At 35.0% G+C, this 23,151-nt stretch carries 26 protein-coding genes and 1 pseudogene; 2 read left to right on the forward strand and 25 right to left on the reverse strand.

The window, feature by feature from the left end:
* The first annotated feature begins 464 nt into the window (after window positions 1-464).
* Together THEIN_RS03610 and THEIN_RS03615 are read left to right on the forward strand one after the other, a co-directional pair.
* On the forward strand, window positions 465-1,433 hold the full coding sequence (locus tag THEIN_RS03610; RefSeq protein ID WP_013907341.1) for an IS110 family RNA-guided transposase: 969 nt from the start codon (window positions 465-467) through the stop codon (window positions 1,431-1,433).
* Window positions 1,434-1,947: 514 nt separating this feature from the next.
* A complete protein-coding gene (locus tag THEIN_RS03615; protein ID WP_013907342.1) occupies window positions 1,948-3,180 on the forward strand; it encodes an ATP-binding protein in 1,233 nt (410 codons plus the stop codon).
* Window positions 3,181-3,238: 58 nt separating this feature from the next.
* Here THEIN_RS03615 and THEIN_RS03620 read toward each other — a convergent pair whose 3' ends face one another.
* From THEIN_RS03620 to THEIN_RS12515, 25 genes and pseudogenes are all read right to left on the reverse strand, one after another.
* Entirely contained in the window at window positions 3,239-4,786 is a 1,548-nt protein-coding gene (locus tag THEIN_RS03620) for an ATP-binding protein (protein ID WP_013907343.1), read from the reverse strand.
* A 276-nt stretch (window positions 4,787-5,062) separates the two neighbouring features.
* Window positions 5,063-5,467, reverse strand: coding sequence for a type II toxin-antitoxin system VapC family toxin (locus THEIN_RS03625; protein ID WP_013907344.1), 405 nt, complete (start codon window positions 5,465-5,467; stop codon window positions 5,063-5,065).
* Window positions 5,451-5,687 carry an AbrB/MazE/SpoVT family DNA-binding domain-containing protein gene (locus tag THEIN_RS03630; RefSeq protein ID WP_013907345.1) on the reverse strand — a complete coding sequence of 79 codons (237 nt, stop codon included), beginning with the start codon at window positions 5,685-5,687 and terminating at the stop codon, window positions 5,451-5,453. Before THEIN_RS03630 ends, THEIN_RS03625 begins: the two co-directional genes overlap by 17 nt.
* Before the next feature lie 133 nt (window positions 5,688-5,820).
* Entirely contained in the window at window positions 5,821-6,036 is a 216-nt protein-coding gene (locus THEIN_RS03635) for a hypothetical protein (protein ID WP_013907346.1), read from the reverse strand.
* A gap of 11 nt (window positions 6,037-6,047) precedes the next feature.
* Window positions 6,048-6,479, reverse strand: a complete 432-nt coding sequence (locus tag THEIN_RS03640) for a PIN domain-containing protein (protein WP_013907347.1) — start codon at window positions 6,477-6,479, stop codon at window positions 6,048-6,050.
* Window positions 6,463-6,690 carry an AbrB/MazE/SpoVT family DNA-binding domain-containing protein gene (locus tag THEIN_RS03645; RefSeq protein ID WP_013907348.1) on the reverse strand — a complete coding sequence of 76 codons (228 nt, stop codon included), beginning with the start codon at window positions 6,688-6,690 and terminating at the stop codon, window positions 6,463-6,465. The genes THEIN_RS03640 and THEIN_RS03645 overlap by 17 nt, the downstream gene beginning before the upstream one ends.
* A gap of 463 nt (window positions 6,691-7,153) precedes the next feature.
* Entirely contained in the window at window positions 7,154-7,993 is an 840-nt protein-coding gene (gene rfbD / locus THEIN_RS03650; RefSeq protein ID WP_013907349.1) for a dTDP-4-dehydrorhamnose reductase, read from the reverse strand.
* 172 nt (window positions 7,994-8,165) lie between these two features.
* Window positions 8,166-9,161 carry a dTDP-glucose 4,6-dehydratase gene (rfbB, locus tag THEIN_RS03655; protein WP_013907350.1) on the reverse strand — a complete coding sequence of 332 codons (996 nt, stop codon included), beginning with the start codon at window positions 9,159-9,161 and terminating at the stop codon, window positions 8,166-8,168.
* Between the two features lie 40 nt (window positions 9,162-9,201).
* Complete coding sequence (gene rfbC / locus THEIN_RS03660) at window positions 9,202-9,753, reverse strand: dTDP-4-dehydrorhamnose 3,5-epimerase (protein ID WP_013907351.1); 552 nt, start codon at window positions 9,751-9,753, stop codon at window positions 9,202-9,204.
* 54 nt (window positions 9,754-9,807) lie between these two features.
* Window positions 9,808-10,164 (reverse strand): four helix bundle protein, encoded by a 357-nt coding sequence (locus THEIN_RS03665; RefSeq protein WP_013907352.1) that lies wholly within the window; start codon window positions 10,162-10,164, stop codon window positions 9,808-9,810.
* Window positions 10,165-10,213: 49 nt separating this feature from the next.
* Window positions 10,214-11,095 (reverse strand): glucose-1-phosphate thymidylyltransferase RfbA, encoded by an 882-nt coding sequence (rfbA, locus tag THEIN_RS03670; protein WP_013907353.1) that lies wholly within the window; start codon window positions 11,093-11,095, stop codon window positions 10,214-10,216.
* A 3-nt stretch (window positions 11,096-11,098) separates the two neighbouring features.
* Window positions 11,099-12,199, reverse strand: coding sequence for a DUF1972 domain-containing protein (locus tag THEIN_RS03675; RefSeq protein ID WP_013907354.1), 1,101 nt, complete (start codon window positions 12,197-12,199; stop codon window positions 11,099-11,101).
* The gene (locus tag THEIN_RS03680; RefSeq protein ID WP_013907355.1) at window positions 12,199-13,695 is read right to left on the reverse strand and encodes a glycosyltransferase family protein; all 1,497 of its coding nucleotides are present in this window, start codon (window positions 13,693-13,695) and stop codon (window positions 12,199-12,201) included. The genes THEIN_RS03675 and THEIN_RS03680 overlap by 1 nt, the downstream gene beginning before the upstream one ends.
* Window positions 13,673-14,986, reverse strand: coding sequence for an O-antigen ligase family protein (locus THEIN_RS03685; RefSeq protein ID WP_169311145.1), 1,314 nt, complete (start codon window positions 14,984-14,986; stop codon window positions 13,673-13,675). The genes THEIN_RS03680 and THEIN_RS03685 overlap by 23 nt, the downstream gene beginning before the upstream one ends.
* A 36-nt stretch (window positions 14,987-15,022) precedes the next feature.
* Entirely contained in the window at window positions 15,023-15,877 is an 855-nt protein-coding gene (locus THEIN_RS03690; protein WP_083817649.1) for a sulfotransferase domain-containing protein, read from the reverse strand.
* Window positions 15,855-17,132, reverse strand: coding sequence for an oligosaccharide flippase family protein (locus tag THEIN_RS03695; RefSeq protein WP_169311146.1), 1,278 nt, complete (start codon window positions 17,130-17,132; stop codon window positions 15,855-15,857). Before THEIN_RS03695 ends, THEIN_RS03690 begins: the two co-directional genes overlap by 23 nt.
* Window positions 17,133-17,139: 7 nt before the next feature.
* Complete coding sequence (locus THEIN_RS03700; protein WP_013907359.1) at window positions 17,140-18,204, reverse strand: N-acetylneuraminate synthase family protein; 1,065 nt, start codon at window positions 18,202-18,204, stop codon at window positions 17,140-17,142.
* Window positions 18,197-19,846 (reverse strand): cytidylyltransferase domain-containing protein, encoded by a 1,650-nt coding sequence (locus THEIN_RS03705; protein ID WP_013907360.1) that lies wholly within the window; start codon window positions 19,844-19,846, stop codon window positions 18,197-18,199. The genes THEIN_RS03700 and THEIN_RS03705 overlap by 8 nt, the downstream gene beginning before the upstream one ends.
* Window positions 19,830-20,009, reverse strand: a pseudogene (locus THEIN_RS11930) (oligosaccharide flippase family protein); the annotation flags it as partial. The gene THEIN_RS03705 and the pseudogene THEIN_RS11930, both read right to left, overlap by 17 nt.
* 58 nt (window positions 20,010-20,067) lie before the next feature.
* Window positions 20,068-20,550 carry a four helix bundle protein gene (locus tag THEIN_RS03710; protein ID WP_013907361.1) on the reverse strand — a complete coding sequence of 161 codons (483 nt, stop codon included), beginning with the start codon at window positions 20,548-20,550 and terminating at the stop codon, window positions 20,068-20,070.
* Between the two features lie 30 nt (window positions 20,551-20,580).
* Complete coding sequence (locus THEIN_RS03715; protein ID WP_013907362.1) at window positions 20,581-21,027, reverse strand: PIN domain-containing protein; 447 nt, start codon at window positions 21,025-21,027, stop codon at window positions 20,581-20,583.
* Window positions 21,014-21,217, reverse strand: coding sequence for a hypothetical protein (locus THEIN_RS03720; protein WP_013907363.1), 204 nt, complete (start codon window positions 21,215-21,217; stop codon window positions 21,014-21,016). The genes THEIN_RS03715 and THEIN_RS03720 overlap by 14 nt, the downstream gene beginning before the upstream one ends.
* Window positions 21,218-21,442: 225 nt before the next feature.
* Complete coding sequence (locus THEIN_RS03725) at window positions 21,443-22,513, reverse strand: ATP-binding protein (protein ID WP_013907364.1); 1,071 nt, start codon at window positions 22,511-22,513, stop codon at window positions 21,443-21,445.
* The gene (locus tag THEIN_RS03730) at window positions 22,510-22,782 is read right to left on the reverse strand and encodes a four helix bundle protein (RefSeq protein ID WP_013907365.1); all 273 of its coding nucleotides are present in this window, start codon (window positions 22,780-22,782) and stop codon (window positions 22,510-22,512) included. The genes THEIN_RS03725 and THEIN_RS03730 overlap by 4 nt, the downstream gene beginning before the upstream one ends.
* A gap of 164 nt (window positions 22,783-22,946) precedes the next feature.
* Window positions 22,947-23,072, reverse strand: coding sequence for a four helix bundle protein (locus THEIN_RS12515; protein WP_083817651.1), 126 nt, complete (start codon window positions 23,070-23,072; stop codon window positions 22,947-22,949).
* Between the last annotated feature and the right edge of the window lie 79 nt (window positions 23,073-23,151).

Genomic DNA, 23,151 nt, shown 5'->3' on the forward strand with positions numbered 1-23,151 from the left:
GATCATTTTTTCGGTATAATTTTGCGAAACCTTTGCAAAATATCTTATTCAAGAGACTGCTTCGCCCATATGGGCTCGCAGTAACACCTGAGAGAGTCATTGTATGGTTTCAATTTAACCCTGTCATTGCGAGGCCTCGCTAGAGGCCGAAGCAATCCCAGGGACTGCTTCGTGGCCCTACGGGCCTCCTCGCAGTGACACCTGAAAGAGTCATTGTATGGTTTTAAGTAAAGGGCAAAAGCATTAAAGTAAAAAAGTTGGTAGGGAGGGACAGGCTGTTGAGTCATGGAACGTTTGCTTTTTAGCAAACTGTTCGATCGCAAGATTAGCCGTCCTTCCCTGTGTTTGAACAGTATCCGGGACGTTTCCAATTACGGAAACTGTCCGTATACAAGGCTAAACCTGGAAGGACCTCCCTACCAACAATCTTTATTTTATCTCAAAGAAAGGAGAATTGAAGACCTATGAAAAATTTATCTTTTCTTGGGGTGGATGTGGCCAAGGATACATTGGTTATTTTTGATGGCCAGAAGGTTTACGAGTTTCAAAATGAAAGGGGTTTAAAGAAATTTAAGAGGAAGTTTTTTAAGAAGAAAGAAGACAGGAAGAAAAGGGTGGTGATATACGAGCCCACAGGGCCATATTCGGTATTTCTGGAGGAGTTCTGTGCTACGAATATGATAAAAGTAGTATCCATTAACCCCAGAAAAGTCCCCCGTTTAAGAGAAGTATTAGGTCATAGAGCAAAAACAGATAATCTTGATGCGAAACTGTTATACGAATATCACAAGATAGTTAGCGAAGAAGAGATCAAAGAAATAGAATATAACGAAAATTTAGAGAAATTATCTTTATTGTTAAGTGAGTATCAATTACTTCAAAATATAGAAAACAAGTTATCTAATTTTCTAGAGTATTTAGATAGAGTACCAGTAGATAGTAAAGAAAGCAAAAAACACATACAGAAAAACTTAGAAGAAACAAGGCAGAGGCTTCAGAAGATAAAGAAAGAGATGGAGGAATTAGTAAATAAAGATGACGACATAAACAAAGGGGTTAAAGAAATAGAGAAAGTTAAAGGTATAGGGAAGATGATAGCGACATATTGTTACATCTTTTTTCGGAAGAGGCGGATAAGAAACCGGCGGGAGGTAGTAGCTCTAGCAGGATTGGACCCGGAAGTAAAGGAATCTGGTAAGAGGAAGCTGGTAACCAGGATAAGCAAGAAAGGGGATAATAGGTTAAGGAGTTTGCTTTTTATGGGGGCGCTTAGTGCCATAAGATGTAAAGAAGGGGGACTAAAAGAGTATTACGAAAGTTTGATAAAGAGAGGAAAACCGAAGAAAGTGGCCATAATAGCCTGTGCCAGAAAATTATTGATATTTGCTTTCTATAATTACAAAAAATGGCAAATGGAAGCTCAAAGTGCTTGACAAAAACCACAGTATCTTGCGAGGGTGCGCCAGCAGCCGAAGCAATCTCTGTTGCGAAGCGCTAAGCGCTAAGCGCTGTGGCGATCAATCTATATTTTCCTTAATTTTGCAAAGATCTCTTCGCAAACAACGCTTTATCCAGGCATTCTTTCGCAATAACAGACGAAGAATGAAAAGTGAAAACTTAGAAATACCTGTTAACCATTAACCATTCGCCAGCTACTATCTCGTCACTACGAGGAGCCGTCCAGGGAGACCCCTTCACTGCGCTCAGGACAGACGAAGCAGTCTCTGAGTCATTACCAGCAACCATCTGCTATAAGCCATTCTCACATTTGTCACTACAAGCGAAGCGAAGTAGTCCCGAGATTCCAGATTCCTTCGCTTTGCTCGGGGCAGGGACGGCTTCGGCCTCTAACGAGGCCTCGCCATAACATGAAAAGTTAATTTTTAAAAACTAGTTGATAATTTTCCGAGAATTTGCTAATTTTTCGAAAAAATCTCGGAGTTTTTCATGACCAAAAATAAAATACTCAAGCGAGATATAATAGACAATCTGCTAAAAAATATTTCCAACGATTATATCCTGATAATAGTTGGAGCCAGGCAAACTGGCAAAACTTCTGTCCTTCTATATCTACAGAATCTACTCGGTAAAAAAGAAGCTGTTTCTTATCTTTCTCTAGAAGATCCGACTTTGCTATCACTTCTCAATGAACATCCCCATGATTTGTTTGACATAATTGGCCCAGTCACTGAAAGACATATTGTTTTAATTGATGAAATCCAATATCTAAAAGATCCTTCAAATTTTTTAAAGTATCATTACGATTTTAATCGCGATAAACTCAAACTTATCGTAACAGGCTCTTCTGCTTTTTATATTGACCAAAAATTCAAAGATTCCCTAGCTGGTAGAAAAAGAATTTTCTTATTAAAACCACTGAGCTTAAAAGAAGTTCTTTACTTTAAAAGTATAAAAATTCCCAATTTACACATAAATAGAGATGAATATATTTCTTATCCTTTACTATATAGAGATAAAATAGCCGGCACCATAAAAGAAATGCTGATATATGGTTCATATCCAGCAGTTGTTCTTGAAAATAACAGTGAAGAAAAGAGAACAATCCTTTACGAACTTGTTAGCTCTTATACTAAAAAAGATATACTGGAAAGTGGTCTTACTTCTCAAGAGGAATATTTTTTATTTTTGAAAATTTTGGCCTCACAAATAGGAAGCTTAGTTAATTTGTCAGAGATAGCCTCTACTCTAAGGATATCCCGTTACAAGATAGATAAATTTGTTTCCATTGCTTTAAAATGTTTTCATCTTTATCGTATTCGTCCTTTTTTTAAAAATGTTCGCAAAGAATTATCCAAAACTCCTAAATTTTATTTTTTTGATTGTGGTTTAAGAAACGCCTTGCTAAATAATTTTGAACTTTTGAATACCCGCCAGGACACCGGCCAGTTATTTGAAAATTTCGTTTTTAATTTTTTGGGAGATCTTTTTGGTTATGAAAATATCCAGTTTTGGCGCACTAAAGACAAAAATGAAATAGACTTCATAGTTGAACAGAAAAGGGCTGTTGAAGCCAAATACAGCGACAGTTCTATCAAATTAGGCCGTTATCGTTATTTTTTAGAAAAATATAATCTGCCTTTACACTTTCTAATTTTTAAGAGAAGTAGTACCTCTCGTCTAGATAAAGACCCACGTCTAAAATTCATATTTTTTACTTGATGCGTTGTTTCTACGCGGGGCGATATGTTACCAAGTCATCTAAACAAGAGAATCTATCTCATAAAATCTCTTCCCACTCAAAGCCTACTATATTGCGTTCTTTTTGGCTGAACTCAATCCCTATAAGATAAATCTTCCCGCACCCTGTAAGATACTTTTCGTGATACTTCTTGGCTTTTAGTTGCTCAAGGGCTCTTCCCTCCGGCTCTATCTCCACCACCTTAAATTCAAACAAATAACACCTATCCTCAAATCTTACCGCCATATCTAGCCGGCCTTTACTCGTAGAATCTTCTACTCTTACATCTAAGCCCAAGGCCGCAAAGTAGGCGTAAAACACACTGGCGTAAAATCCTTCGTAGCGATGCAACTCCGTCTTACGATACCAGTCATGTGGTATGCCCGCAAAAATGGCCTTAAAAACTTCCAGCAGCAAAGGAACATCGCCACTTATGAGAATTCTGGCAAGTTTAGTTTTGTTATGCGTTTTGGTGGAAATGTCTTCAAATATATAGTTTAGCACATGGTCTGCCAGGGCTTTTTTAACCTCTATGTTCGGATACTTGAGTTTGTAAACTGCTTCGCCGGGAAGAAGCTCTATTTTTTCGGCTATAGTGAGATAACCGGTTTGAAAAAGAAGGGTCTCAAGTTTTATGTTTTCAACTTCAAAGCTTTCAATGAGTTCTTCTCCCGCTTCAAGGTTCTCCAGGTCAGGCAGGCAGTAGCGTTTTTCAAATAGGAGCTTGATGAGAAAAGTGGGCGTGCCGGTCTCAAACCAGTAGGGCCTGAAGATTTTTTCCTTCAGAAAAAGCAAAATATCAAAAGGGTTATAAACGGGCTCTCCTAGCCAGGAGTAGCCATTATACCAGCGGCGGACTTCGTCTAAATCAACCCCTTCAAGACGATCGGCAAAAGTTTTTTCAAATTCGCTTTGCGTGTAACCACAAATAGTGGCAAAAGATGGCGAGATGGTTATGTCTTCAAGGTTGTTCAGACCAGAGAAGAGAGAAACTTTACTAAATTTGGTAACACCGGTGATGAAAACGAACTTAAGATACGGGTCAGCGTCTTTTAAGACCGAGTAGAAGTTTTTAAGTTCCTCGCGTATTTCGGTAGCAGTTTCTGTTTTGTTTATATTGTCAAGGATTGGTTTGTCGTATTCGTCTATGAGAACTACTACTTTTTGACCGCATTTATCAGCCAGCTTTTGGAAGAGTTCATTGGCTTTATCTGGAATAATATTTTTAGTCAAACAAACATCGTAAAACTGGGCATGATCATCTAAAATATAATTTATCTTTTTCTGGAGAATTTCCTTTTCTCTGATAACTCCGCTACCAAACGAAATGTAAATAACCGGATATTTAATGCTCCAATCCCAATTATCCTCTAAGTAAAGGCCCTCAAAAAGTTCTTTTTTGGCTAAAAAGGCCTGGCGTAAGGTGTCAAGAAATAGGCTTTTACCAAAACGCCGCGGACGAGAAAGAAAATAATATTTTCCTTCGTCAACCAGTTTTTTAACAAACCGGGTTTTGTCAACATAGTAATAATTTTCCGTGCGAATATTCTCAAAACTCTGAATGCCTACAGGAAGTTTTTTCTTCATGCAAACATTATAACAGAAAAAACTTAGAAAGTGTTTATTTTTCAATCAAGATGATTGGGACTTCTTTTATATCATTGAGTTTAGGATCACCTCCGAACCTACAAGTCAACATTGAAAATCGCAAGGCAAAGATCTCAAAATCATTCACAATAATTTCCCTCTTGCGAAGTGGCACTTACGAAGTGGGAAATTATAAAATCTTTAGCCTTTCCAGAGAATAAACCCACCTTTTTTCAAGAATACCAAGGATTTTCATACTTACGAAGTGGGGAAAAGTTAAGGTGATATGACATTAAGATCCTTAAAATAACTGCGGTAAAATCCTTTATCTCTAGTTAAAAGTCGATCACATTGTACCAGAGCATGGCCACCTATCAAAAAATCAGCTGCAATCCGTCTTTTTTTATTGCTCCGTTTTATATACTCAGACCAGCATCTAGCTGCCATAAGAGAAGCTTCAAAGCTCATCGGAGAAAACTGAATTCCTATTTCTTTAAGAGTGTTAACAAGTTCATCTCGAGCATGAGAATAAGCTACGGCAACTTCGGCCCATACTACTTCACAAGCAACTGCTATTCCCTCAAGTAAACATCTTTTTAAAGCTTCCTTAGAAAGGAGACCATAAACTGGATCTGGCTCAAGAATGTCTATAAGAATGTTGGTATCAACAGCTGTTATCATCTGTATATTCCCGAAGTTGTTTCATTATTTCATCTGTGCGTCTACCACGACCAAATTTTCCATAAGCTCGATCTACAGGATCCAAAGGCTCTATTTTTGTGGCTATCAAGTAACCATTTTTTTCCCTAAATTCTAAAATCGTTCCAGGACGAATCCCCAAACGTTCGCGCAATACTTTGGGAATAGTAACTTGCCCTCGCTCAGCTACTTTTACCCTCATTTAATCCTCCCAAATTCTTCTGGTATGAAATTTAAATTATGATTTCATACTTGTCAAAAACCTATTTTCCTTCTTTACTTGGCCCTCCTCCTCACAACAAAGTGCGCTTACAAAGTCGGAAAAAAGATAAAATTTATTCCTTAATCCCTAAAGGCCTTGGTTTTGGCCAATGATAACCCTTCTTAGAAAGACCTAGTGTCTCCTGAAGGGATTTTCTAATCAATTCTGTAACTGTAATATTTCTCCGTTTTGCTTCTTCTACTAAAGCTATTTTTTCCTTTAAAGGAATCCGTATAGTAAGGGTAACCTTTGGATCCGTTGATTGGCTAATTTTTGCTCTTGCCTTCATCTTTTTTCTCCTCAAAAACAAATCCTCCTTTTAAGCTTTCTTATAGGGCATTCTTGATCTACTTCCTGCCCAAGTGCTTCATATTCGGGATCTTTATGGACCAGTATGGCGCCTCTTATCTTTGCTATGGCCGCTATAATAGCATCTGCTAACGAGAGACGATGTAGTGCTTTAAACCTTCCTGCCGTAAGCAAAATAGCTTCGTCAAGATTCCATAGAAATTCAAAGTCTAAACTTTTCAAAAGCGCATATCTTCGATTGGCTATCTCCTCCCCTTTCTCTCGATAAGAAATGTAATAGATTTCTAATAGAACCATAAAAGGCATTAAAATCCGCCCGGTCTTAAGTATTTCCTCAACTCTATCCGCTCCCTCTTCATCTTCCATATAAGCTAACCAGGCCGAGGTATCCAAAAGAAATAAGGTATTATTCTCGGATCTCATCTCTTTTCCTTTCTCGGAGCAATTTCTTTCCCAGATTCTCTCCCTTTGCTATCCCCCTTAAAGCCTTCAGGGGATCTTCAGGAAGAGGCACCACCCTAATGTTCTCTCCGGTGTCTATCCATAGCAAAGTAGTCCCCCTTTCTATCCTGTACTTTTTCCTGAGAGGAGCAGGCACTACCGTTTGCCCTCTTTTTGTAACCGTACTTTTCATGGTACCCTCCGAACCGCAATTCTTAGATTTAAGATACAAGGCAAAAACAAAAATTACAAGACGCAAATCAATAACCTTAGCATTTCACTTTAAAGCGGGACCAGGGTCATTAGGCAGGCGACAATTGCGATCACTACAAAGCCAGTGGCTTCACAAAGCCAGTGGCTTCGCAAACAACGCTTTGTCCAGGTATTCTTATGAAGCTTACTTTGCTTAGCTCGTAATAACAGGCGAAGAATGAAAAGTGAAAAGTTAGAAATACTTGTTAACCATTAGCCATCGCCATTCGTCAGCTACTATCTCATCACTGCGAGCAGAGCAAAGCAGTCTCAGAGATTACAAAGTCGGCCCAAGGGCCTTCTCGTAATGAACCAGCTAGACCACTTCATCGGCCCTACTGGCCCCCTAACGCTGACTGAACGACAATCAGCCACCAGCAGAACTTTTTCACTTCTTCAACTACTCAACAACCCAACCACTCAACCAACTCCTCCCTCCAATCAGCTATCTCTATATTTAACTTTTTGCAGATCCTAGAATTACTCATAGCAGAAAAACGTGGTCTTTTGGCTGGTAAATCAAAATCTGCCTGAGAGGCTGGATAAATAAACTTTTTTATCCCTTTAATCTTGAAAAACGCTTTCGCCCACTCATAACGGGAAGCATATCCGGAGTTTACAAGGTGATAAAGCCCTTTTAATCCTGTATCAAGAGCTTTTAAAGTTACCTCAACTATGGTTCTCGTTGATGTAGGCACTGAAAACTCATCACAGGCAATTCTTAAATACTCCTGTTTTTCTGCCCACTGCATAAGCTTGTAAAGAAAATTTTGCTTTCCCTCTCCATACACCCAGCTTGTACGAAAAATTAAATAATTCTCAAGATTATCTCTTATAAAATTCTCTCCATAAAGCTTGCTTTTTCCGTAGTTATTCAAGGGATTTGTATCATCTTCTTCAGTATAAAGACCCTCTTTTTCTCCATCAAAAACATAATCTGTAGAATAATGGACTAAAAAACTATTATATGTTCTGCAGGCATAAACAAGATTGCATACTCCTCCAAAATTAACCCTCATTGCCTCCCAGGGAAACTCTTCAGCCCTATCCACAAGATTATAAGCCGCACAATTTATAACCACATCTGGCCTAAATTCTTTAAAAACTTCTAAAACTCTAGTTAAATTTCCTATGTCGCATTCTTCTCGGGATAAAAACAAACACTTATACTTAGACTGCTCTCTTAAGACATTTCCAAATGTGCTTCCAAGCTGCCCTCTTTTTCCTAAAATTAGTACTTTCATCACTTATTAATCCGAGCGTTTTTTACACGACAAATTATCGCCGCTGACATAATCGCTAAAGCAAAGTAAGCTTCGCTGTCACTGCGAGGCCTCGTTAGAGGCCGAAGCAGTCTCATGGATTGCTTCGCTTCGCTCGCAAAATGACTCACTTGTCGCCTATTTAGTGACCCCATTAATATTTTCCGTAAACTTTTTCCCAATAGCTCTTTAAAAATTTTACTTTCTCTTGCACCCAGTCCAAATTATCTAAATACCACCTTACTGTTTTCTCTATTCCTTCATCAAACTTTACCTTGGCTTTCCAGCCAATTTCTCTTTCTATTTTTGATACATCCAAGGCATATCTAAAATCATGCCCAGGTCTATCTTTTACAAAACTTATTAAATCTTCCGATTTGTTTAAAAGGCTTAAAATTGCTTTTACTACTTCTATATTTCTCCTTTCCTCTCCGCTTCCCACATTGTAAATCTCTCCGGGTTTTCCCTTTGCTATAATCTCAAAAACAGCTTCTGCACAATCACTTACATAAAGCCATTCCCTTATGTTTTGTCCCCTCCCATAAACAGGTATAGGCTCATTATTTAAAGCTTTCAGTATAACAACAGGGATCAGCTTTTCTGGATACTGCCAGGGGCCATAATTGTTTGAAGGCCTAACTGTAATTACAGGTAAACCATAAGTCCGATAATAAGCCCTACCAAGCATATCTGCCGAGGCTTTACTTACAGAATACGGAGAATTGGGATTTAAAGGAGTCTCCTCCGTAAATTTTCCCTCTTCCCCAAGCTCTCCATATATCTCATCTGTAGCAATATTAATAAAAAGCTTCACATTAAATTTCTTTGAAACATCAAGCAATACTTGAGTGCCCTTTACATTAGTTTCCATAAAAGGAGCAGCATCAAGAATGCTTCTGTCCACATGGCTTTCTGCCGCCCAGTGAACAACAACATCTGGTTTTTCTATAGAAAAGATAATTTCCATTAACTCTAAATTTGCTATATCTCCCTTATAAAAATGAATATTATCCCAAACGCTTTTTATTCTTTCTATGTCACCTGCATAAGTTAATTTATCTATCACCACAACTTCATAGCCATTTTTAACAGCCTGCCTTACAAACTCACTCCCTATAAACCCCGCGCCACCAGTCACCAAAATCTTCATCGCTTCCTCCTACTACTCAACAATTCAACTAATCAACCACTCAACCACCCAACCACTCAACCAAAAACGACGCCTTTCTATCCTTTTCCGAAAGAATAGGTTCTTCCTTCAAAGGCCAGTTTATACCTATATCAGGGTCATTCCACCTGATACTTCTGTCATGTTCCGGCGAATATTCACTACCTGAAACCTTATAAATAATCTCTGCTTCCTCAGAAATGGTCAGAAAACCATGAGCAAATCCCTTAGGTATCCAAAGCATTAGTTTGTTTTCTTCGGAAAGTTCTACTCCTACCCACTTTCCAAAACTTGGACTTCCTTTTCTTATATCAACAGCCACGTCAAAAATTTTTCCCCTTATGCATCTTACAAGCTTTCCTTGAGCTTTAGGCTCGATCTGAAAGTGTAGTCCTCGTAGCACATTCTTTATAGATTTTGAATGATTATCTTGGACAAAATCCGTATCAATTCCGGCCCTTTCAAAATCAGACTTTTTATAGGTTTCCATGAAAAAACCTCTTTCGTCACCGAACACTTTCGGTTTTACGATGATCACCTCTGGGATTTCCGTTTTTATGAATTCGAAGGGCATTTCTCCTCCTTCTTTAGTGAAGAGTGAACAGTGAACCAGTAAATAGACAGAAAATCAATCTTTCTTTTTCTCTTTCAAATACTTTATTAAACCTATTAGCATCCTTCTTATAAAGATTAACTTTTCTATCTCAGAATTTATTACATCAATATATGACAACTCTTTTGCAATAATTAATTGTGTTTCAAGCTCCGCCAATGAACCCAAAGAGATATATAAAAATTGCACCAACTCATTATCAGAATTTCTAGCACAACCTTCTGCAATATTTGACGGCACAGATATTGCCGCTTTTCGCAACTGACTAGTTAAACCATACAACTCATTTTTAGGAAATTTCTCTGTTATTTCATATATACGTTTTACAAACTTGATACTTTCTTTCCATACCTCCAAATCTTTATGATCCATTTCCACCTCTCTTCACACTTCACTCCTCATCCTTCACTCTTCACTTCCTTCACTCTTCACTCTTCACTATTTCACACAAATACCTCCCATACTCCGTCTTCCGAAGAGGTTTGGTGAGTTCTAAGAGCTGTTCCCGTGTAATCCAGCCATTGCGGAAGGCAATCTCCTCAATACACCCAATCATAAGTCCGGTTCTTTTTTCAATAGTAGCCACAAACTCTCCCGCTTCAAGGAAGCTGTCATGCGTTCCAGCATCAAACCAGGCAAAGCCTCTTCCAAGAAGCTTCACTTTGAGCTTCCCACGCCTTAGATATTCCTCGTTTACGCTTGTGATTTCAAGCTCGCCTCTATCGGAGGGCTTCACGTTCTTGGCAATTTCCAGGGCCTCGTTGTCGTAAAAATACATGCCCACTACGGCAAAGTTTGACTTTGGCTTTTTGGGCTTTTCTTCAAGGGAGATTACATTTCCCTGGTCATCAAGTTCTACAATTCCAAACCTTTCTGGGTCTTTTACATAGTAGCCAAACACATAGGCCCCGCCATTCTTTTCAATTTCCTGTCGAGCTTCATCCATGATTTTCACCAAATCATGACCAAAGAAGATATTGTCTCCCAACATGTAGCAAATATTATCGTCGCCGATAAAATCTTCTGCTAAAACCAATCCTTCCGCCAGTCCATTTGGCTTTTTTTGAATTTGATACTGAATATTTATTCCCAGATGCGAGCCATTTTTAAGGAGCTTTTGGAAGTCGGCTAGATCTTCTGGCTTTACGATAAAGAGGATATCTCTTATTCCAAGAAGCATAACCAATGACAGAGGATAATAAATCATAGGCTTATTGTAGATAGGAAGAAAATGCTTATTGATAGCTAACGTGACCGGATAAAGCCTTGTTCCACTACCACCTGCGAGGATTATGGCTTTCATCAATTAACCCTCCTCACATAAGGATTTAAAAACTTTCAAATACTCTGCAGAAACTCTATTCCAATTGTAAATTTCTTTTATTTTTCGGCGATTCTTCTGAATAAATACATCTCGAAATTCATCAGTATATTTCTTTATTATTTTGGCAATATCTTCTGGAGTTTTAAAGTAAAAAGCCTCCTCTCCAAGAACATAACGATTAAAGGGATTGTCGTGAGCAACAATATAAGAGTTAGAAGCCATAGCCTCAAGTAAAGATGGATTAGTTCCACCAACAGAATGACCATGAAAATAAAGTTTAGAATACCAACGTAAAGAGCTTAATTTCTCATAATTGTATATTCCTCCAACAAATCTTATACTTTCTATATTTTTATATTTTCTTAGCAAATATTTTGCATATTTGTTTCTCAAACCACCAACGACAATGAAAGGCTCCTTATTCTTCGATAAAATATACCCATCTAATATCATTTCTATATTATTTTCAGGTTCTAAACGAGATACTAGCATATAGTAGGAGTAAGGCTCAAGATCAAATTCTCTTAAAAAATCCATATTAGGATTATCAAATAATCTTGCTCCATACGGAATAAATGTAATATTCTTCAACTTATAGTTTTTAACATAGTAATCTTTAATTCCTGGATTATCTGCTATAAGGTAATCGCTCAAATAAACAGCTCTCTTTTCACAAAATTTTATAAACTTCTTTAAAATTGAATTCCACTTGCTCCTTTTGCATTCTAAGCCATCCATATTAGTAACAAACTTAGCTCTTGTTTTTTTCTTTAAATAAAAAAACAAGGCACTGGGAACATACCCCAAATTGAGAATAATGTCAAAATTTTGTTTTACTGCATCTTTTAAACATAAGAAATCATAAACGAATATTCCTCCTATTCCAAATTTACTTTCTTTAGAGAAAACATGTTTTATCTTAACCCCATTCCATTCTTTCCCTTTATAAGGGTGTTCGTCGGGGTTGTATACAACTACCTCATGCCCCTTCTTTACCCAATAAACAGATAAGTTTTCTGCATTTTGTTCAAAACCACCATAATTATTAGGTATTCCTCTTGTTCCAAGGATTGCTATTTTCACTAACCTACCTCCGATTTAAAAATTTTCTCAAGAAAATCAACTATTCTACATGTCGCTTTCCCATCCAAACTATAGAGATAATTTTCAAGAAAGTTTTTACATTTATCCAAATACTGCATATATGTACTAATAGAACATCTTCTTTTAAAAGCAGATTTGACAGCTTCTACCAAACAATCTTCGTCTGCAAAAATACCAACATCATACCTTTGATATGGAATAGGATTAGGAAAGCCTCTTAGCTCTAAATTAACTAAAATTAATCCCTTTGCGATAGCTTCTATCCCAACTGTTGAATTGCCTACAATAGCAATATCCCCAGGTCTCAACTCTTCAGGTATTCCAACAGAATGAATAATTTTAACTTTCTTGCCACAAGGAAATTTTTTCAAAATTCCTTTATAAAAATTCATATCTTCAGATGGATGTATCTTGAGAAATACATTTTTAAAAAAATGTCCAGGTAAAGACAAAAAAGATTTTATAATTCTGAAATTAATAGACAAATCAATAGGATTTGTAAAAAGACAAATATTAGGGCAAGATTTTAAAAATTGCTCAATTTTATTCATATTCAAATTGTCTACAACAAACGATAAAGTATCATATCTTGGACATCCTGTTACAATAATTTTTTCAGATGGTGTACCTCTTTCCAAAAACCAGTTTTTAGATTCTTCTCCCCATACGAAGATTTTGTTAGCAGTTACAGGAACGTAAGCATATTCCCATATAGGTGCCCCATGTTGTATTACAAACGTTTTTATTCCTTCCTGCTGGGCAAGTAAAAACAACATCCTTGAAATTTTGTGAGCATCAGTAGAACTTACAATAATTTTCGGAGAAAGTTCCTTCAAGAAAGCTCTTGCTGATACAATTTCTCTTACAGTTTGTGTTACTTGTTTATCAAAGAATTTCAGTATCTGTTCGATAAACTTGTCGGGTAACTTAGCGGATTTCTTGAAATTGGAAATTAAACAATCTTTATATTGTTTAATCTGCTTTCTAATTGATCTTGCCTTCTTATATATGTTCTTTTCCATAGAAATGGTATAAAATTCACTCAAAAAATATATGGATAAATTTTCCGAGATCTGTTTCTTAATGTTTGCGTCTATTGTTACTGCTGCTACGGAAATCTTTCTCTTTAATAATTCCTGCGCCACAAGATTTAAATTTTTAATCATCGGTTTATTGTTTACGTCGTAAATCAGTAAAACATCGCAATTCTGTTTCTTTTTTTGATTCTTGAAAGAAAGAGCTTTGGAGTGAAAAAATCTAAGGTGCCATTCGTATCCTAAACGTTTTATCATGTTTTTTAAATTTCTTGTATTAGCAACTGAATTTGCTTGCGGATAAAATTTTTCGTAAATGTAAATTTGAAGTATGCGACCTAAGGATAAATTCGCAAATAACGATACATCCTCGTTTCGACATATATACCAATTGCGAGATATATTAAGAGCTACTTTTTCATTTACTTTCTCTATACTCATCTTTTAAAACCTTCTTGGACTTCCTATCTGATAACACAAAAGCTATCAAAGGAGCAATATAATTACCGGGTAAGGGTGCCATTAATGCATGACCTGCCAAAAGAGAATGCGCTAAAAATAATGATAATAAGAAGGTTATTAATCCAAATTCCTTCTTTCTTCCCATCAAAAACTTTTTTGTTGAAGCAAAAAGAAAATAAAAATAAAAAAGATAAATAACAATCAAAAATATTAGACCATAACAACCCCAAATATCTATCCAGTCAACTTCTACATTTTTTCCAATTTTGCTATAATAAGCAAATTGACCCTCTTTTTGAACATTGAAGAAAAAAACAGAAGGAGTATTACCAAACAAAATACTACACACAGAACTATTGAATAAAACTTCAATACCAACTTCTTGCAGATCACCTCTTGCATTAAAATACTGCAAAAAATACAATATCTTTTGTATAAGATACTCATTATTAAGTAAATTAACGTATGCATTATAACTAGTAACAGAAACAATAAAGAGAAAAAAAATGCATCTTATACTATTAAACTCATAACTAAGAGATCTCTTACAGTAAAATTCACAAAAAAGCGCCAAAAATAATATAATGACAGGTACAACTATAGAACCTAAAATACTAGTTCTTGTAGCTAAAATAATCATCCCAATTACTATGGACACAAAATATAATAAATAAATCTTTTTTTTTGAATATAAAAATAACCAAACTGTAATAGCCTCTACAATCAACAAACTTAAAGCGATTTCATTAGGGCTCAAAAGAATACCTCTAGATCCTATCGTAGTTACTGTATATGTTGGCTTTCCATAACCAAGAAGAAAAGGAAAAATAATAGCTAAAGATTCTATAAAACCTGCTAAAGATAGAGTATTCAATATCAAATATCTAAAATTTTTGTATCTTAAGAGAAAAACATATATAAACATACTTATAACTGGAATATAGAGTACTTTAAAAAAACGAGAAATTTCAAAAAAAAGGTATACATTATAATTAGAAAAAAAACTATAAATCTGTGTCAAGAAAAATAATAGAATTAAAACAAATATCAAAGCTTTCCATCTTACAGAAATTTTTCTCGAAAGAAAAATTACTAATATCCCCACTATTTCTATAGTTCCTCTAAAAATAGCACTAACAGAAAGACTTAATTCCTGAGTACCAAGAAGACCATTTATAATGTCCGTAATGATACCACCTATAAATAAAGCTATTACTAAAAGCTTTGCTAACGATTCTCTTCGTAATTTAAAAAAACAATTTACTTTCATAAAATCTAATTTACTTCCACACCTTAATTGCATATTCTATTTCCATAACTCCAAGCTCTTTCCTATAATAATTTCTAGTGAATTAATTTCTTCTTGAAAAACATTTTTTAAAAAGTATCTATCTTTTACTGACATTTTAGGCAATATAAAAGGTTTTTTGTTTAAATTATCTATAAATCTAAATCCTTTTCTAAGAGGTCGATATATAACTTTAGGCAAATTTTCTTTAAGTCTATCCATGGTTCTTATCTTGGCCCACAAAAGATTTAACCATTTAAACTTATAAATTTTAGCAGCATTTTTCTTTTCTACATATTCAATATTAAAAGAATCATCAACACCTAGAAATCTAAAAATCTCTCCAAAAAATTTAGAAGGTTCTTTACTAAATTCTTCGAGAATAATAAACTTCATCTGAGTCTTTGGAAAAAATTTTAAAAATCTCCTTATATGAGTCGCATACATACCATACCTCACAATATACTCATTCAAATTACCATCCTTCACGCTTCTAATGACATCCTCAAAGCTTCTAGTCTCCTCCCCCATTTTCACTCTATGCCAATAATGAGACCATGCTCTATCTACTGGATTACGCATAATAAATATTAACTTAACATTAGTAATAACTTTATAAATTCTCTCTGAAGCATGTTCGTCAACCATATATTCAACTGTTGCTTCTCCTATTGCTTTCTCACCATTCCAGTGATCAAATTGAGATTCATACCACTTTAAGTCTTTTTTTCCCCAATATTTAGTAAAATAAGCTGGTTCTTTTTCTTTTGACATCAGAATTTCTGGATGTCTTCCTAAATAAAAATATAATGTAGAAGAACCACTTTTAGCTGCTCCAGCAATAATAAAATTAGGCAGCATTTTCTCCCCCATACTTTTTTAGAATAAAAATAATCGCAATAAAAGAACAAAAAGAAAAAATAAGGTAACTAATAGCACTTCCTAAGGCAACACCCACTATTCCATATCCAAATTTCACAAACATAATACTTAAAATAATATTCAAAACAACAGAAAATAAAGTAACAAACAAATAAATGATTTGTTTGTTAATACTTAAAAGAAACACCCCAAAACTATTGGCAATAGTTAAAAACACAAAACCAACTACTATAATCTTTATAACTTCGATACTGGGCAGATAAGAAGGCAAGAATATTTCGACAACAATCGGAAAAAAGATACATATTAAAATAGCTAATGGTATAACTATAACTAAACTCAAAAACAATTGTTTAAATTTCAAGATCACCAATATACGTAAATTACCATATTCTCCAAATGATTTAACCATTCTGGGATATATTTGCTCAGCTAAAGATCGGGGTAGCAGGAAAAGAGAATTTCCAACTAAAAGGCCCAGCGAATAGAATCCTAAACTTTCGGAATCCATATAAGCAGAAATGATCCATCTATCGGCTGATGTAAATAAACCATAAAACAAAGCAACCAACATTATAGGAAAACCTATTTTTATCAACCGTATTAATTCTTTTTTATCAAAATCTATAACTGGACGAAAACAAATTTTTTTCTTAATATATAGACAAATTACAAATATTACTAAGGCCTGCCCTAATATAAATCCTAAAAGTTTATACTTTATAGTTAAAGGTATCACAATTAGAGGCAAAGACACTGAAAATAGCATTTGCTGTAAGCTCATAATCTTGAATTGAATGGAAGATTTTAAGTAAACTTGAAAGTAATGATATAATTGAGTGGCAAAAAAAAGAATCACCATACTAATTAACGCACACTTTAATAACCTATCTTTAATAAGCAATACAGAAAAGAGAAAAACCACAACACTTAGAAAGCTAAAAACTAACAAATATGAGAAAGTTACACTTCTTATTTTGTTTACCCTATCAAAATCTTTCTTTCCAATAAAAAAGGGAATTTCTCGATTCATAGCTGGAATTACTCCAAAATGTGTAATTCCCCTATAAAGTAAAAACAAACTTAATAAGCTCCACCATCCATATTGTTTTGGACCTAAAATTTTTGCTGCTACAAAAAAACAAAAAAATCTTGAAAATTGGAAAGAAATTGTTGTAAGCGAATACCAAAATGTTTCTTTTAAGAATTTCCGTTCTCTATTTTTTAATTTCGTTCCTATTAACAATGTCAAATTAAACATAAATGTCTGACCATTTTATAAGTTGATCTTCTTCTATATTGTGCACTACCTTTTTCCCGACAACCTCATCAATAAACTTGGGACTTATTCCATGTGCAGGCCTTTTCCAAGTCAAATCTTCATATTCAATCACTTTCCCCTTAGGAATAAGCTTCTTAGCAACTAAACTTCTTCTTGCATTTTTCCGAGCTGGTTCCTCAGAAGGTAAAGCATACTTTCTAAAATCGCCAAGCAGCTCAAAAATTCTTTCTAAGTTACTTTTAAAAATTTTTAAGTCTTCCTTGTCCATAGCATGATAATGATCATTACCCGATAAAGTTTTATCAAAAGTAAAATGCTTCTCAATAATTACAGCTCCAAGTAATACTGCTACTTCTAATGTTTTCATGTCTTTTGGCAATGTATGGTCTGAATAACCTATAATCTTATCTGGGAACTTTCTTTTTAAATCAAGAATCATTCCAAGATTTGCGTTTTTGTCTTCTGTTGGATAATTTAAAACGCAATGGAGCAAAGCTAAAGGATTACCATATTTTTCTATCCAAAAAACAGCTTCTTCTATTTCCCAAATATAGGAAGCTCCCGTAGAAAGAATAATAGGCTTTTCAAATTGACAAATATATTCTATAAAGGGTTTATTAGTAATATCAGAGGAAGATATTTTAAAGGCAGGCATTAGATCGTTCAAAAATTTTGCAGACTCCAAATCAAAAGGTGTACTTAAAAATTCTATCTCCACATCATCACAGTACTTTTTTAATTCCTCAAACTCCTTTTTCCAAAATTTATCATATTTTTTGAAGAGTTCATATTGGCTTTTGGTAGGTTCTTTTGTCGTATCCCAATAGGCTGGTGAGTATTTGGAAGCGAGAGTTTCTGCTTTATAACTTTGAAATTTTATTGCATCAGCTCCTCCCTCTTTAGCTTCTTCTATTAAACGTTTAGCTAAATCCATCTTCCCTTCATGGTTTACTCCCGCTTCTGCAATAATATAGGGAACATAAATTCGTTGATCATATGAATTGAAATCTTTAAAAAGCTTTAAAAGTTTACTCATTTTTTCCTCCATTATTTTCAATTATAGATTTTATAAGATTAATAACTCTTTCTCTACCCTTCCTAACTTCTTTCGAAAGCATCAAGCGATTCATTAATTTTCTTTCTTCAAAGTTATTAATAAGTCTTTTAAATACATCCAAAATTTCTTTATTTGATACATTTATTCCTAAACCCAAATTAATAAATCCATTCTCAGAATTTGCGAAAAAGTGCGTCAGTTCTCTTTCATTTTGCGCCAAAACTATAGTTGGAGTCCCTATACAAGCTATTTCATATACAGTTCTTCCAGCTGAGGTAAAAATAATATCAGCATCTAACATATATTGAGAAATATTTTTTATATTTTCAAACATTTCGATATCTTTAAAATTTGATAAAGAATCTTGGTATTTATAACCTAAACCTAAAATAACCTTAATTTTTATTCCCTGTTGCACGCAGTAATCATAAATACTTTTCAATGTTTTAAGAGTAAGATTGTTGGGATCTGTGCCTCCAAATGTAATTAGCACATTTTGTACTTCAGGAGACACATTTTTAAATTTGGAATAAATAAATTCATCACGTGGTACAAAATATTTATATCCAAAATAATGATTTGGAAGAGGCTCTCGTTCAGGATAGAGAGCATTTATAACAAGATCTGCATATCTTGCTCCTTCCCCTAAATCTTCAAAATTGATAACCGTATAACCTTTATTTTTAAGTGACAGGACATATTCCTTAGAAGTATCTAAAATATCATTGATTACCACATCCGGATCTATCTTTTCAATATCATCTAAAATATTTTCAGATTGCTGTAAAATAACAGGATAATTATACTCTTTTATTTTTTGCAATCCCAATATACTTTTTTTATCAACTAAAAACAGGAGATCATGCGATGTAATATTATTTGCTATTATTAAAGTCCTGTACACATGTCCTAAACCTATTTCTCTATAACCTGACACTACAAATAAAATTTTTTTCTTATTTAATAGATATTCACATAGATTCCAATCTTCATAAGTATCTATATCAATAGCTTCTATTTCCGAAAGAAGATATAAATTTATATTTTTACCTATTCTCGTCCCATATTTTAAAAGATTTTCTGATTTACAGATAATAAATCCTCCTGTCTCTAAATAAATGGGTTCTAAAAATTGCCTATTAACTCTTTCTTTATATAGTGGCACAAATTTTCCATGCTCTTTCTTCCACATTAAATGGGCAAACTTTTTGGCAGATATAATCGTATCGTATTGGGAATCAAGAAATTCTTTGATAGCACTTATTAAAGTTCTTGCTTTAAGAAGAGGTGAAGTTGGTTGTATAGTAATTATATAGTCATACGTTTGCTTACATTCTTTACTTAAAGACTTAAAAACATCTAAAATCACTTCATCTAAAGTGGTTCTATCATCCGCAAGTTTCTTTGGGCGTTTATGAATTTTAGCTCCAAACTTTTCTGCTATAGCGATAATTTCTTCATCATCACTACTAACATAAACATCAACATCAAAATCTTTAGCAGCTTTTAATGCAGTTTTTATAGAATAATAAATTAAAGGTTTCCCTGCTAAATTTCTAATATTTTTTCTCGGAATTCCCTTTGAACCACCTCTTGCCGGAATTATAAGTAAGCCCTTCATGAACTACTCCTATAAGCCCGAATTTTTCCGGCCCCAGAACCCGCACCAAGTAGGGCAGAGTGACCAGCGGCAAAATATAATTCGCTCCTTGAAGAACCGAAAGGGAAATGAAGTTTTCTAAAAGCCGGCGTTTGTCTTTGTCCCGCAATTTGGCGATGATCATAGTGTTAGTGTTAGTGTTAGTGTTGGTGATGGTGTTAGTGTTGGTGTTGGTATCACTATCACTTCCCCTTCCTGCTCCTCTGCAACAAAGATGATGAAAGCGATCTAAGCATTTTTGAAATTTGGTTAACCTTTTCTATCAACTCGACATATTTGGACTCATCTAAATACCCCAAGTCCTTAGCCAGCAATAAATGATATTTCAATTCTCCTACAGAACCATTTGCAATTCCTACAAACTGTCTAAATTCTTTTGAACTATGTCTATGACTACCTTCCATCAAATTTGAACAAATAGAACTAGAAGCTCTTCTTATTTGAGATACCAGAGCAAACTTTTCACTTTTTGGAAATTTTCCTGTTAATTTATATAATTCCAAAGTAAGTCTATGTGCCATTTTAAAAACTTCTAAATCTTCTGTCTTTTTTATTTTAGTGTTAGTGGTGTTGCTAGTGCTGGTGCTGGTGATAGTGTTAGTGTTGGTGTTCCTACCACTACCACTATCACTACCACTCACTAAATCCTTCCATCCATTCGCCATCTATCAACCTCTATCACCTCTACAACCTCTTCAAATCCCACTAAACGGATTTACAATCTTTAGCCTGTTTTCAATCACCTGCCCATCCTGCATGTCTTCTGTATAAAGAATTGAACAATTGCTTTCCAATGCTGAAGCCACTATAAGACTATCCCAAAATGACAAATTGTACCGAATTCTTAATGTATTAGCTTTCATATAAGTAGTTAAATGTAGACTTACTATATTTGTAATTTTTATTACATTTTCATGAATCAATTTCACAACTTTTTCATCTGGCAATTCAAACTTTCTAACAAGATTCCAATGGCATTCGTTAACTACTTGAATAGATATGAAAATTTGTGCCTGCTGTTTTAGTAATTCTTCAAGCACTAGTAAAGAAATTTCTCTTTTATTTTTATCAGCCTCTAATTCACTTTCTGTAAGCCCGTATATCCAAATATTTGTATCTACAAAAACTCTATCTTCTTTCATATATTTCTTCCCGTGCTGTAATTTTTGAATAAGATTTTACTTTTATAGGTTGATAGAAACCTTTAGGCAAAAGCCCTCTCTTTTTAATTTTATATTTTTTCAAGAGCATCTGATAAAACTCCATTAATTCTTTTTTGGCCTCATTGGGTAAGATTTCAAGGTCTAACTGTTCTTGGTTTAATTCTTCCATTTTTGGTCCTCCTGCATTTTTTACTATCATTAAGTTTTTTAAATTCCACCAAACGAATTTATAATCTTTAGCTTCCCCTCAATCACTTGATAACATTCCCACAATCACCTGTCCATTTGATTTTAGTGTTAGTGTTGGTGCTAGTGTTGGTGCTAGTGCTGGTGCTAGTGCTGGTGTTAGTGTTGGTGTTAGTGCTCCTACCACTACCACTAGCACTAACACTCATTAACCCGCCCTCTCAAGCAAAATCTCCATTCCCTTCTCATATATCCGGCTGTTGCCAGTTACCTTGAGCTCCAGCGGATCATAAAATAGTATCTCTTTCTCCGCCCAGGCCTGCAGAATCCTCCTTTTATCCGCCTTTAATCCGCTTATATCAAAATACCCTTTATCCACTATCTCTTTCGCCACCTTCACAAAAAACTCTGTCTCCTCTTCACCAAACTCGGCTAAATACTCATCTATCTCCGTATACGCCAACCAGGCTTCTCTTTTTAAAAATTCTTCTAAATTCTCTCCCTTCTTCCTGGCTTTTATTGCTTCTAAAATAAATGAAATAGCGCCACCTAAATACTCCCAAATAACCTCTATTTCTTCTTTCCTGAAATTCTCTATTTGAAGCCATTCAAAAACTTTCTCTCTGCTTAGATGGTCTATCTTTTTAAACCTACTCGTAGCTTTCATCCTTGCATCATTATATATCCGCTCTATAAATACCGTGTTTGACGTAAGAATAACCACATGGCCTAAATGCTTCTCTTTTGTCAGGCTTACACAAAAGTTTAAAAACTCCTTGAGCAGCTCCCTATTGCTATTTATGTATAAATCCTGAAGCTTCTGTATCTCATCTATTATTAAAATCGGCCTCTTATTTTGCGCTTGGTTCTCTATCTCTTCCATCAACGCCTCAAATAAATCTTTCTCCCGCGCTTCTATTTCCTTGATCTTCTTCCTCTCTATAGAAAACACCCTTAATGAAAAACTCTTGTTACTCTCTACGGTTTCCTTATACACGTCGTCCGGCACTATAAACGCATGCAAAAACGTCTTATAGCTGGAAATCAGCTTGCGGCGCAAATTTATGTACTTCACCCAGAATTTGCTCTTCTCCCACCAAGCGCCCTCTCCTAGCAGCTTCTTCTCCACCACATACTCTATCACCGTCGTCTTACCGCTTGACTTCGGCCCATATACCCAGAGTATCCTCTGCGGAACTTCATTAAACCAGTCAACAAAAAACTCTATCTCCTCTTCCCTATCTATAAACGGCGCCCCGCGGTAGGTCTCTATCTTCATTTTCTACTCCGTTTTGGTTTAGAGGTTGTAAAAGAAAGAAAATATCTTAATTCTTCCAGAAAACTTCGGGGAATATAAAGATTCCTTAAATATTCTTTCTTGGTTTTCTTCGAATGTCCTTCAACAATGTTTGCAGGCACAGAATAAGTGGCTCTTTTAATTTGATCTCCAAGAGAATAAGTCTCTGCCCTGGAAAAATCTCTTGTCAAACTATAGACTCCTAGTACCATATCGTGAGCCTTCTGCCATACTACTATTATTCCGAGCATTTTTGCACGACCAAACGTTATTACAAGGCTCCATAATAGCCCTGCCCTCTCTTTGTCACTGCGAGGCCTCGTTAGAGGCCGAAGCAGTCTCACAGACCCCTTCGCTGCGCTCGGGACAAGGATTGCTTTGCTCTGCTCGCAATGACAGGGAATAAGAAAATATCTTAGCCCCTCAAGCGAGCCTCTAAGATATAATGATACCTTAAAAATTCTTTCTTGCTACGTTTAGAAGTCCCCTCAACTATGTTTGCAGGCACAGAATAAGCCAACCTTTTAAAATCTTTTAGCAATTCATAAGCTTTCTACCATATTACCAAATTATCACCTCTACACCCTCTACAACATCTACCCTCCCAAAATTTTAAAAGA

The sequence above is a fragment of the Thermodesulfatator indicus DSM 15286 genome, assembly GCF_000217795.1.
In the GTDB taxonomy this organism is placed as follows: Bacteria; Desulfobacterota; Thermodesulfobacteria; order Thermodesulfobacteriales; family Thermodesulfatatoraceae; genus Thermodesulfatator; species Thermodesulfatator indicus.